Annotated in this window: 11 protein-coding genes and 2 tRNA genes; 8 read left to right on the forward strand and 5 right to left on the reverse strand. The window is 43.2% G+C overall.

What is annotated here, in order from left to right:
• The first annotated feature begins 207 nt into the window (after positions 1-207).
• Positions 208-1,908, forward strand: a complete 1,701-nt coding sequence (locus AC13CK_RS06355) for an NAD-dependent malic enzyme (RefSeq protein WP_482831020.1) — start codon at positions 208-210, stop codon at positions 1,906-1,908.
• A gap of 270 nt (positions 1,909-2,178) precedes the next feature.
• Here AC13CK_RS06355 and AC13CK_RS06360 read toward each other — a convergent pair.
• Both AC13CK_RS06360 and AC13CK_RS06365 read right to left on the reverse strand, forming a co-directional pair.
• Positions 2,179-2,254, reverse strand: a tRNA-Gly gene (locus tag AC13CK_RS06360).
• 48 nt (positions 2,255-2,302) lie between these two features.
• Positions 2,303-2,375, reverse strand: a tRNA-Gly gene (locus AC13CK_RS06365).
• A gap of 233 nt (positions 2,376-2,608) precedes the next feature.
• On the opposite strand from AC13CK_RS06365, the gene AC13CK_RS06370 reads away from it, so the two are divergent.
• The 5 genes from AC13CK_RS06370 to AC13CK_RS06390 all read left to right on the forward strand — a co-directional run bounded on the left by AC13CK_RS06370 (position 2,609) and on the right by AC13CK_RS06390 (position 5,449).
• Positions 2,609-2,917, forward strand: a complete 309-nt coding sequence (locus AC13CK_RS06370; protein WP_004280957.1) for a BolA family protein — start codon at positions 2,609-2,611, stop codon at positions 2,915-2,917.
• A 9-nt stretch (positions 2,918-2,926) separates the two neighbouring features.
• Positions 2,927-3,319: a SirB2 family protein gene (locus tag AC13CK_RS06375; RefSeq protein WP_005245348.1), complete on the forward strand. Its 393-nt coding sequence runs from the start codon at positions 2,927-2,929 to the stop codon at positions 3,317-3,319.
• Positions 3,320-3,415: 96 nt separating this feature from the next.
• On the forward strand, positions 3,416-4,252 hold the full coding sequence (locus AC13CK_RS06380; protein ID WP_004280959.1) for a ParA family protein: 837 nt from the start codon (positions 3,416-3,418) through the stop codon (positions 4,250-4,252).
• 13 nt (positions 4,253-4,265) lie between these two features.
• Positions 4,266-4,658 (forward strand): hypothetical protein, encoded by a 393-nt coding sequence (locus AC13CK_RS06385; protein ID WP_129717383.1) that lies wholly within the window; start codon positions 4,266-4,268, stop codon positions 4,656-4,658.
• 197 nt (positions 4,659-4,855) lie between these two features.
• Positions 4,856-5,449 carry a hypothetical protein gene (locus AC13CK_RS06390; protein ID WP_004732653.1) on the forward strand — a complete coding sequence of 198 codons (594 nt, stop codon included), beginning with the start codon at positions 4,856-4,858 and terminating at the stop codon, positions 5,447-5,449.
• A 38-nt stretch (positions 5,450-5,487) separates the two neighbouring features.
• On the opposite strand, the gene AC13CK_RS06395 is transcribed toward AC13CK_RS06390, so the two are convergent.
• Complete coding sequence (locus AC13CK_RS06395) at positions 5,488-6,126, reverse strand: DedA family protein (protein ID WP_004644839.1); 639 nt, start codon at positions 6,124-6,126, stop codon at positions 5,488-5,490.
• A gap of 344 nt (positions 6,127-6,470) precedes the next feature.
• Between AC13CK_RS06395 and guaA the strand changes: the two genes are divergently transcribed.
• Positions 6,471-8,039, forward strand: coding sequence for a glutamine-hydrolyzing GMP synthase (gene guaA / locus AC13CK_RS06400; protein ID WP_004644840.1), 1,569 nt, complete (start codon positions 6,471-6,473; stop codon positions 8,037-8,039).
• 194 nt (positions 8,040-8,233) lie between these two features.
• On the opposite strand, the gene AC13CK_RS06405 is transcribed toward guaA, so the two are convergent.
• Both AC13CK_RS06405 and AC13CK_RS06410 read right to left on the reverse strand, forming a co-directional pair.
• Entirely contained in the window at positions 8,234-9,457 is a 1,224-nt protein-coding gene (locus AC13CK_RS06405) for a GGDEF domain-containing protein (protein ID WP_425880131.1), read from the reverse strand.
• A gap of 190 nt (positions 9,458-9,647) precedes the next feature.
• The gene (locus AC13CK_RS06410; RefSeq protein WP_425880130.1) at positions 9,648-10,970 is read right to left on the reverse strand and encodes a GGDEF domain-containing protein; all 1,323 of its coding nucleotides are present in this window, start codon (positions 10,968-10,970) and stop codon (positions 9,648-9,650) included.
• Between the two features lie 503 nt (positions 10,971-11,473).
• Here AC13CK_RS06410 and AC13CK_RS06415 point away from each other — a divergent pair.
• Positions 11,474-12,421, forward strand: a complete 948-nt coding sequence (locus AC13CK_RS06415) for a pirin family protein (RefSeq protein WP_482831021.1) — start codon at positions 11,474-11,476, stop codon at positions 12,419-12,421.
• Positions 12,422-12,423 lie beyond the last annotated feature (2 nt).

The following is a 12,423-nucleotide window of genomic DNA, read 5'->3' on the forward strand; positions in this document are numbered from 1 at the left end:
AATTAAAAATACGAATACGGGTTAATTTAAAAAACCGTTCAGAACCTGGCTGAAAATGAGTGTTATCAGATTATAAAATCCTGCTACAAGTATTATAAATTTGCTAAATGACCCAAGCGGCTAAAATCAGGATAAGCTATATAAAATAACGAGAGTGATGTCATTATTTTGGCAGAACTGCCGAAGATTGATTAGATGAGTTAAATAATGCCCAGAGAAAATTTGAACAGTAAACGCCCTTTATATATTCCTTATGCTGGAAATACTCTGCTAGAACTCCCACTACTCAATAAAGGCTCTGCATTTTCTGAAGAAGAGCGTAGAAGCTTTAACTTGCATGGCTTGATTCCTCATGTCACCGAGACGATTGAGGAGCAAAGTCAGCGTTCTTATCAGCAGTATTGTGCTTTTAGCAGTGATATTAACAAGCATATTTATTTGCGGAATATTCAGGATACCAATGAGACCCTGTTTTACCATCTGATTGAAAATCACCTCAGTGAGATGATGCCGATTATCTATACCCCGACTGTGGGTGAGGCATGTCAGCGCTTTTCTGATATCTATCGTCGTCATCGTGGGATTTTTATTTCCTATCCTGACCGTGATCAGATCGACCAGATTATTCACAATATCAATAAAAAGAACGTGAAAGTGATTGTGATCACAGATGGTGAGCGCATTCTGGGTCTTGGAGATCAGGGCATTGGTGGTATGGGGATTCCAATTGGAAAACTGGCACTCTACACCGCATGTGGCGGGATCAGTCCGGTCTATACCTTACCGATTACTCTTGATGTCGGTACCAATAATCAGCAGTTGTTGAATGACCCGATTTATATGGGCTGGCGTGAACCGCGAATCAATGGCGATGAATACTATGCTTTTGTCGAAACGGTGATTCAGGCGATTCAACAGCGCTGGCCAGATGCCTTAATTCAGTTTGAAGACTTTGCACAGAAAAATGCCATGCCTTTACTGGAAAAGTATCGTGATCGAATCTGTTGTTTCAATGATGATATTCAGGGCACCGCAGCAGTGTCTGTGGGCAGCCTGATTGCTGCTTCGCGCGCAGCAGGCAAACAGCTTAAAGATCAGGTGGTTACTTTTCTGGGTGCTGGTTCAGCCGGTTGCGGGATTGCAGAACAGATCATTAAGCAAATGGTTGCTGAGGGCTTGAGTGATGCTGAAGCGCGTGCACGCGTGTTTATGGTCGACCGCTTTGGTCTGATCACAGAGAATCAGCCGAATTTACTGGACTTCCAGCGCAAACTGGCACAGCCTCTTGAAAATGTAGAAAGCTGGGCAGATGCAGAGAGCATGATTTCTCTGCTAGATGTAGTTAAGCGTGCCAAACCGACGGTATTGATTGGCGTATCTGGACAGCCGGGTTTATTCACTCAGGAAGTGATTGAAGCCATGGCTGAAAATAGTGTACAGCCGATTATTTTCCCTTTATCTAATCCGACTTCCCGCGTAGAAGCTGTTCCGGCCGATATCTTGCAATGGACCAATGGCAGAGCATTGATTGCGACAGGTAGCCCATTTGCACCAGTGAATTATCAGGGACAGATTCATCATATCTCCCAATGCAATAACTCTTATATTTTTCCGGGTATCGGTCTGGGTGTAGTTGCTTCAGGTGCGAAACGTGTCACGGATAATATGCTGATGGCCTCGAGTAATGCCTTGGCGGACTGTTCTCCGAAACTGAAAGATCCTCAGGCAGATTTATTGCCGAATCTGGATTGTTTACAGTCAATTTCGAAGCAGATTGCCTTAAAAGTGGCACTTGCTGCGATTGAAGACGGAGTAGCACCGAAAGTCAGTGTAGAAGAATTGCAGCTAGCAATAGAGCATAATTTCTGGACACCGCAATACCGTGATTATCAGCGAATTACCTTTTAATTGTATTGAAGATGGATTCTTATCATCGCTAGTTTTTTTGCGCTAGCCTGCTTTCATCTGATTCATTGATGGAATATCAAAAAGCCCTGATCTTTTGATGAGGGCTTTTTTATTGCCGTAGGGGGGGTACTATGGTCACATCTTGGTTATAAAATCAGAAAGTACTTTAAGAATTTGTTATTGAGTGAAACAAAAATGAAAGGATCATTTAAAAAAATAACATCAACATAAAAAAAGCCCCGATCTTTCGATCAGGGCTTTTTTAGAATCTGGAGCGGGAAAGGAGACTCGAACTCCCGACCCCAACCTTGGCAAGGTTATGCTCTACCAACTGAGCTATTCCCGCGGAGTCTATAAAGTTTTTTAAATGAAAAAACTAAATGAAAAAATTTTGAGCGGGAAAGGAGACTCGAACTCCCGACCCCAACCTTGGCAAGGTTATGCTCTACCAACTGAGCTATTCCCGCATGCCGTGTATAATACAGCATGCAAAAATGTGGTCAACACCTTTGTTAAAAATCTTGCATCAATTGCATAAAATAAAAGCAAAATGCTGTAGACCAGACAATAAATAACCAATATTCATATAAAAATCAATAAATTTTCGCCACAATCAACGGATTGCATCTGAACAGATTACCGAAATACTCGGCAGAACAAGGTATACTGAGACCATATTTTTGAAGATTGGAGTCAGGCCATGAGCTTAGAACAACAACTGAAAGATCGTTTGGCGCAATTATCCCCAACCCATTTGGAAGTGGTGAATGAGTCTTCGGGTCATGGTGGTTATTTCCCGGGAAAAGAATCGCATTTTAAAACCGTGATTGTGAGTCAGGCATTTGCCGGTTTGCGCCCCGTCCAGCGTCATCAGAAAGTTTATGCTGCTGCGGGTGATCTGCTGTCAAAAGACAAGATTCATGCGCTGGCCATTCATGCATTTTTGCCTGAAGAATGGGCAGGTCAGGATACGACCAGTCCTGCTTGTGCACACGCACCTAAAAACTAAGAGGACATGATGGAAACCCAACTTTTAGTCAAGATTATCCATATGTCGGTAGCAGGACTGGCGATTGTCGCCATTCTTGCCCGTGCCTTGACCTTGTTTGTCGGCACACAGGGAAATATGCCTAATCCGGTAGCACGTACAGCGCTAGTCGCTTTACAGCATTTAGCTATCACGGTGATTGCACTGACCGGTATAGTATCGCTCGTCCTGAAAGACTTTGATGTACAGCCTTGGTTCTATGCCAAAGTCATTTTATTTTTGGTGCTGGTGTCCTCGCTAGGCAAAGCCTATAAAAAAGATGATTCGATCTTGCTGTCGCAGCGTCGGGCTGGCTTAGTTATTGCTGTAGTTTCATTGGTGTCTATTCTGGCTTTGGTGATGATCAAGCCGAATTTTGGCTAAAAGCAGGCTGGCTGTGATGATCAGCACAGCCAGTCCATGCAAATAATTAGAAAATACAAATGTTGTAAAAGTAATTAAAAATGTGAGGAGGGGGACATGCGTACACGTGTGGTATTTAATCAAAAGGGTGGGGTAGGCAAGTCGAGTATTACTGTCAATCTGGCAGCGATCAGTGCACATCAGGGTTTAAAAACCTTATTGATTGACCTGGATCCGCAGGCCAACTCTAGCCAGTATGTGCTGGGTGATGATGCGACGTATTCTAGTGACAAGCCGGCACTCGAACCGAATATCGAAAACTATTTTGAAGATGTACTCGGTAATCAGCAAAGCAAGGGCTTGCTTGGTAATGCGATTGGCTCGATTTTAAAAAGTCGTAGCAAAGGTCTGGAAAGCTATGTGCATCAATCTTCTTTTAAACATCTGGATGTTATTCCGGCTAGCCCAACACTGGGTGCATTGGCCCATGCACTGGAGTCCAAGCACAAGATTTATAAGCTACGAGATGCCTTGCAACAACTGTCGGGGCATTATGACCGGGTATTTATTGATACACCGCCTGCATTCAATTTCTTTACCCTCTCTGCTCTCATTGCGGCGAACCGCGTGCTGATTCCCTTCGACTGTGATGTATTTTCTAAACGTGCCCTACAGACCCTGATTGAAAATGTCATTGAAACCCAGGATGACCATAATGAAGGGCTGGAAATCGAAGGGATTGTCGTGAACCAGTTTCAGGCACAGGCCAAATTACCGCGTGAAGTGGTACAACAGCTCAAAGATGAAGGCTTACCGGTCCTCGACAGTATGTTGCCACCGTCGATCTTGATGAAAGAATCTCATCAGAAAAATCAGCCTTTGATTCATTTGGCTACTGATCATAAATTGACTCAGGCCTATCAATCGTTGTTCAATGAGATAGAGCAGAATTAAGATCGAGTTAGCTATGAAACTTGTGAAAATAAGCCTGAGTATTGCTGCACTTGCATTACTGAGTGCCTGTGCAACGCCGGTAAAACCGACTTATGTGTCGCCAACCCTGTATCAGACTTTGGGTTGTTCGCAACTACAGGGTGAATATAACCGTATTCAGCAGTATATCGACAATGGCGTTGAGCCACCGAAACGTACTGGCGTCGGTGTAGGCGTTGGTCTTGGTGGTGGCTGGGGCAGTCGCGGTGGTTGGGGTATTGGCCCGAGTGTTTCGGTCAATATGGGACAGTCATCCGATACCAAAAGAACCGAACTGGCACGGCTTTTAGGCGAGCAGGAAGCGATTGTACAGGCCGCGCGTTATAAGAACTGTCCGATCATCGTTCAGCAGGCGACGCCTAAATAAATCATTCAACATTAAACGGATAAATGCTGACTTTAGGTCGGCATTTTTTATTGTTTTCATCAAGAATAGGGCAGTTTAAATTAAGATAAAACTCACGGGAAATTGACCAGACTATATAAAAATCTGAAATTTATAAGCTTGTTATCCCACTTCCATATTGATTAAGCTACAACCTTGGCCCGGAAAAGTTCATTGCGATGATTGAAAATTGGTTATTTGTTTTAGGACTCATTGCTGTACTGATGGTTCCAGGGCCTGCCAATGCCTTGGTGGCCAGTTCCGCTCATCAGCAGGGGCAGGCCAAAACCAGTCTCTATCTTCCTGCCATTTTGCTCGGCTATTTTTATGCCATTAATGTATGGGCCTTGGTGATTCATCTGGCGTCACCGATCTGGCCAAATTTTAAAGGCTTGGTTTATGTGCTGAGTACCATCTGTGTGGGCTGGATGACCTTGCATTTATATAAGGCCCAGCAGTTAGAACGCTACAGCAAGAACCATCCGCAGATTCGCCCCTGGCAAATGTTTACAACTACCCTAAAAAATCCTAAAGCAGCATTGTTGGCCTCTGGAATTTTACCGATGGAAACCTGGCAAAGCCCGACCAACTTCGTTCTGGTTTTTGCTGCCTTTAGCTTGAGTACCGTTCCGGTCGGGATATTCTGGATGGTCTTTGGTCAGGCCATATTGACCAGTCCATCTGAAAAAATAAAAGCCGGCCTCATTTATAAAGGCGCGGCTTTATTTGTCCTGCTTTGTCTGATCCCACTCTTGATCAAGCTCTGGGATTAAACGCACAGGCTGTAAAAGAATCTTAATGTAAAAAGTTCTTAAGCTGTTTTACTTTTTTTGAGCTTTTGTTGAATAAAGCCAATCACACCTGGCAATACACTTAAAATAATGATGCCAAAAATTAGATAGGTGAAGTTGTCTTTGACGATCGGCATATTGCCAAACATATAGCCCAAAATGACAAATGAGCTAATCCAGGCAAATGCACCTACTACATTATAGGTCAGGAAATATTTGTAATTCATGCTGCCAGCACCGGCAACGAAGGGTGCAAAGGTACGGGCAAAAGGAACAAAACGCGCAAAAATAATGGTCTTACCACCATGTCTGGCAAAGAATTGCTGGGTCGCCAATAAGTGTTTTTTATTGATGAAGCGCGATTCGATCTCGAAAACCCGAGGACCAATATATTTACCAATATGATAATTCAGGGTGTCACCCAGAACTGCCGCAACAAACAAGAGTGGAATCAGCACCCATGGATCCATTGCACCAGTAGAGGCTGCCAGTGCACCTGCTGCAAATAGCAAGCTGTCGCCAGGCAGGAACGGCATGACCACCAGACCTGTTTCTACAAAGATAATCAGGAAAAGAATGGCATAAATCCAGATCCCGTAATTAGTGATAAATTCAAGCAAGTGATCATCAACATGCAAGATAAAATCAATCAGTTCCATGAGCCCAGTACAAGCAAAAGTGTGGTCAAATCCTAACAGCCCGGGGCATGAAAGTCAGTACCAGAAAGTAAAATAATTAACGCTTCATTCATCTTCAATCGAGCCAAAATTTCTCTTACATATTATCTTCAGATTTTTATAAAAATAGACTTAATTGGATTAAATCTTGAGCTTAAAAATATAAAAATGACAGATCAAACAAGGCATCCGAAGGGATGCTTTGTTGTGCTAGAAATATAATGCAATCAACTAAATGCATACCTCATGCGAATTGTGTGCTTAATGCGCTGAAAAATGTTAGAATACGGCGCTTATCTTTCGTTTGCCTTTCATAGTTGTTCGTCATGACTACCAATACTCAAATTACTGAAGATCGTATCCTGATTCTGGATTTCGGTTCTCAATATAGTCAGCTCATCGCACGTCGTGTCCGTGAAGCTGGTGTATATTCTGAAATGTATGCCTATGATATGTCTGAAGAAGACATTCGTGCATTTAATCCAAACGGTATCATCTTGTCTGGTGGACCTGAGAGCGTTCACCTTGAGGGCAGCCCGCGTGCGCCGCAAGTGGTATTCGAGCTGGGTGTGCCGGTATTGGGTATTTGTTATGGTCTGCAAACCATGTGCGAACAACTTGGCGGTAAAGTTGAGCCAGGTACTGTGCATGAGTTTGGCTATGCAGAAGTAGATATTGTTGTACGTGACAAGCTGATCGGTAATTTACAGGACCGTGAAAACCAGCTGCATGTCTGGATGAGCCATGGCGATAAAGTTGCCCGTATTCCAGAAGGCTTCCAAATCACTGCACAGACGCCAAGCTGTCCAATTGCGATGGTTTCTGACGAAACTCGCCGTTTCTATGGTATTCAGTTCCATCCTGAAGTGACACATACTTCTAAAGGTGCAGAATTACTGTCGAACTTCGTTCATCAAATTTGTGGCTGTCGCGGTCTGTGGACGCCAGAACACATTATTGATCTACGTGTAGAACAGCTTCGCCAACAGATTGGTGATGAAAAAGTATTACTAGGACTTTCTGGTGGTGTGGATTCATCTGTAGTAGCAGCGCTGTTGCATAAAGCGATCGGTGATCAGCTGACCTGTGTATTTGTAGACAATGGTCTGCTTCGTTTGAACGAAGGCGATCAAGTGATGCAAATGTTTGCTGACAACATGGGTATCCGCGTGATTCGTGCTGATGCTGAAGAGCGTTTCTTGACTGCGCTTGCAGGTGAAGTTGATCCTGAAGCAAAACGTAAAATTATTGGCCGTGAATTTATTGCTGTCTTCGCTGAAGAAGCACGTAAATTAGATGGCGTAAAATTTCTTGCACAAGGTACGATTTATCCGGACGTGATTGAATCTGCTGCAAGCAAGCAGGGTAAGGCGCATGTGATTAAATCACACCATAATGTGGGCGGCTTACCAGCAGACCTAGCATTTGAACTGGTTGAACCATTACGTGACTTGTTTAAAGATGAAGTACGTAAATTGGGTACGACTTTAGGCTTGCCACACAGCATGATCTATCGTCATCCATTCCCAGGCCCAGGTCTAGGTGTGCGTATCTTGGGTGAAGTGAAAAAAGAATATGCAGACATTTTACGTCTTGCAGATGACATCTTCATGCAAGAACTGCGTGACAGCGGCTGGTATGACAAGACTGCTCAAGCATTTGCGGTATTCCAGCCAGTGAAATCGGTGGGTGTAGTCGGTGATGGCCGTCGTTATGCATGGGTAATTGCATTGCGTGCGGTAGAAACGGTGGACTTTATGACAGCTCGTTTCGCACACCTGCCATATGAACTAGTAGACAAAATCTCTACGCGTATCATGAATGAAATTGCTGACGTTTCTCGTGTGACTTATGACGTATCGTCTAAGCCACCTGCAACGATTGAATGGGAGTAATTTAGGGGTTTCGGACAGCACTGCTGTCCGCCTAAATTACGCCAAGCGCTAGGCGCGCGGCAGTAAGGACTTTCAAGCAGCATCGCTGCTTGAAAGTTTTATGCTAAACGCTATGCATGGCAGTTTAGAAATATAAACTTTCCAAATTAAAAAGAGCGCTTCGGCGCTCTTTTTATGCTTTTCGGAAAAGATGCTTATGCCGGTTTAACCTGCCAGTTTTGCATCTCTCCAGCTAAACTTTGCTCCAGATCCGGATCATAAGCTTCAACCCGATTCCGGCCATTGGCTTTAGCCTGATATAAGGCAATATCGGCTTGCTTAATTAGGGTCATCAAATCCGTTTCACAGCTTTCCAGAATGGCAGCACCAATCGAAATGCTAAAACTGAAACGATGTTGGCTGTCCAAATCGATCACAATATTTTCAATTTTATGCCTTAAACGCTCGGCAACTTTTAGCGCTTCATCCAGAGAGGTTTCAGGTAAAAATGCAATAAATTCCTCACCGCCATAGCGTGCCAAAATATCATGCTGCCGCATTTCGCTGTGTGTATTTAGAGCAATCGTCTGTAAGACCTGATCTCCGATATCATGACCATAACGATCATTAATCTGCTTAAAATGATCGACATCAAAGACCAGTAAACTCATAGGCACCGGTTGATCAAAATTCTGTTGTACCAGTTGTTGCGCGAGATATTCAAAACAGCGACGGTTATTCAGGCCAGTGAGTGAGTCGGTATGAGCCATATTTTCAAAGGCCTGCCGATTATATTCATTCAGGGTACGCTGCAAAAATACCATGCGTGATTTTAAGGTCGAGCTCCAGCTAATATATAGACTGAAGGTCAATACTGGCAGATAAATCAGGGAAAATAAAAACATCTGGTACAGGTCAGATCGAGTATTGAAATATACACCGATGTAAATCATCAAAGTAATCAGACTCGAAGTAATCAAAGACGGCCAGAACCGGATCTGCACACATAAATTGGCCAACACAATAAAAACCAAGGAGGCATATTGATAAATGAGGGTATAAGCACTTTCAGACTGATTTAGATTAAAAAACCAGATGGCACTTGCGCCAATAATTGAGGTAGGTAAGAGTAAATCAAACACAGGTAAATTGCGGTAAGAGTGATACATCCAGATCGTGATCAGTACGATCAGGATGGTATAGCTGATTTTGGTCAAAATGAGCAAATTGAGAATATCATGCAGCACCAGAATATCGGCGAGGGTATAAGAGGCATATGCCAACTGTGCGAATAAATTAACCTGTAATAAGTATTTTAAAGTGAGTTTTTTCTGATGAGCATAGTAGGCTGGTTTTAAAGGCGCAGGAATACGAACCAGCGGATCTTGAAGAGACTCCTGAATCAGAGTGCGTGATTCTTTTTCGTTATCATGCGGCATGCAGCCTTCCCAAATTAAAATATATAAAAATGAATAAGATGAAATTTATATATAGTTGTATAAAAAATATTCTATTCTTTTGTTGGATATTTTAAAAGTGGAAGAATCAAATTTATTTTATAAAATGAAATCCCCGATTAGTGCATTCTAAGGATGATCCTAGCTTATAGAACAGACTAATGATCCAGCTTTAATTCGCCGTTGACTGGGCTGGTTGAGTGTCTGGCTTAAATACATTCCAGGGATTTTCTGTCGCAGGCTTGGGCTTATTCAGCATATCTGGATGATAGACCTCAATCCGGTTTCGGCCAGACTTCTTGGCCTGATACAAGGCAATATCGGCTTGTTTGATCAGGTCTTCCAGGGGTTGGGTATGGGATTCCAGTTCTGCTACACCGATCGAAATGGTGAACCGGATGGCATGATTGGGTTCGACATAAATGTACTGCTTTTGAATTGCACAACGAATTCTTTCTGCAATCACCCAGCTGTCTTGCAGCTGAGTATCTTCTAGGAGGGCGATAAATTCCTCCCCACCAAAACGTGCCAGTACATCGCTATGCCGCATTTCTTTACGGGTCACTTCAGCAATCAGTTGTAGTACCCGATCACCAACATCATGCCCATAGCTATCATTAATATTTTTAAAATGATCCACATCAAACATCAGCAGGCAGCTACTGGCATGTTTAGGCCATTGATGAATAGAGCGTTCAGCCATATCGACAAAATGGCGACGGTTGTAGAGCTGGGTCAAATCATCGGTATGTGCCAGATTCTTTAAGGTTTGATAGTTCCATTCATCAAGTAGGGAGCGCAGAAAAGAACGCCGTATATTCAGAATATTATTCCAGTTAATATAAATGCTAAAAAACCACAGTGGACTAAAGACCACACTAAAAATAAAGGCTTGAGAAGCACTCATGAACTTGGATATCCCAAGCATGATAAATAGGGCAATCAAGATGGAGCAATAGACTGCGACTTTAAACTGGGTCTGCACACAGAGATTGGCGATGAGAATAAAGATCGCAGAGGCATAAATATAGGTAGCAACATGGGGACTGGTTGAAAGCGCGAGTAAGCCAATCCAGGCCGCTGCAGCCACAGTGGTACCTATCGGCAAGATTCTGTCCAGAATCTGAATGTTTTTATGTCTTTTAAACAGGTAATAACAGCAAAACATCGCGCCCAGAACCAGAACGACGCGCATCAGACCAGAAATAAAAAACATGTCTGGAATAATCAGGATATCGGCAAAGAAATACAGTAAAAAGGCTATTTGCGCCAGATAGTTAATTTGACGCAAGTTATGATGACTATGCGTATAGACATAATCATGAAAATACTGCTGAAACGGGGCAGGAATACGGGCATGAGGATCTGTTAGCGCCTGTTCAATCAGCTGACGGTTCTGCAGATCACATTCAGATAATTTCAGTGATTTATCGGTCGTCGAATTTTGAAAAGATACATTCGCCGTTGAATATATATTCTCATTCTGAGCAGACATGTCCTGGTCCAGTATTATTTTTATAGGTGCCTATTATGCCGTGATTGAGTAAAAAATAACCTCCCAAAAATTGGGTATCCGGGAAGTTTTTAAAGCTAAAACGTAACAAAATTTGTGTTTTGTAAAATTGAAAGTGATTGAAATACATGAATAATCATCTTATTCATTGGGATCTTTGGTTGTTGTTGCTCCGTTTCACGTGAAACATGGACTAATGACATTCGTTGATCTTCAGTTTATTTAAACTCATAACGCCATGTACCTAAATCATGATTGACTTGTTAAAACTCAAGTTTGGGGCTTTGAATATAAATCTCATCAGCTTTTCAGAATTTAAATTGATGGGACTAGTGAGGCGTTTTATACGTATCTAAATATTTCCAGGGATAGATTTTGCCCATAGACCCTGTACATTGTCCTGAACAGAGAGGCATCTTGAATCGGTCAAATACATGTCTCACCCACTCAAAAAGTAGAATGAAAATGCCGAGGTAAGCTCAGCCATGTCGAATAATAGTGATATTGAACTGTCGAATTCTGATGATTGTGAAAAGTATGTGAATCAGTTTATTCAGGAGTTTCCTTTACGTCGCGCGGAAATCGGACAGGGCACCGTGATTAAACGTGCCTTGCCAAGCAGACATAAGCGCATGATAGGTGCTTGGTGTTTTCTGGATCATGCGGGTCCGGCTATTTTCCCGCAAGGAGATGGTCTGGATATCGGACCACATCCGCACATTGGTCTGCAGACCTTTACATGGATGATCGAAGGCAGCATGATGCACAATGACAGTCTGGGAAATCAGCAGTTGATTCGTCCCAAGCAGGTCAATCTGATGACCTCGGGCTATGGCATTTCACATACCGAAGTCTCTCCCGAGAGTGAAACGCATATGCATGCAGCGCAATTATGGATTGCCTTGCCGGATGACAAGATCAATATGGCACCGGGTTTTGACCATTATCCTGAATTACCGGTCGTTAATGAGCAGGGTATCGAGTTTACCGTGCTGGTCGGAGAATATTTAAATACCAGATCGCCGGTTAAAGTACATAGTGAATTGCTCGGAGTAGATCTGTATGCAGCTCAAAGTACCAGTGCGCGCTTGCCGCTGAATCCAAAATTTGAATATGGCTTTATGGTGCTTGAAGGGACGGCCAGCATTAATGGGCATGAACTGACTGAAGATAATATGCTGATCCTGGAGCCGGGGTTGCAGCAAGTCAATGCTGAAATTCATGCCGGGAGCCGGGTGCTATTGATTGGTGGGGAACCATTTGAAAGCCCGATTTTACTGTGGTGGAATCTGGTCGGGCGTACGACAGAGGAACTTAAAATTGCGCGGGAACAATGGATTGAAGGTCATGAACGTTTTGGTTCCATTCCTGCCTATGATGGGCCACGTTTAGAAGCGCCTGCATTTCCAGACCAGATGCGTGCTTCCCGATAAAT

This window comes from Acinetobacter sp. L-24, from assembly GCF_056857555.1.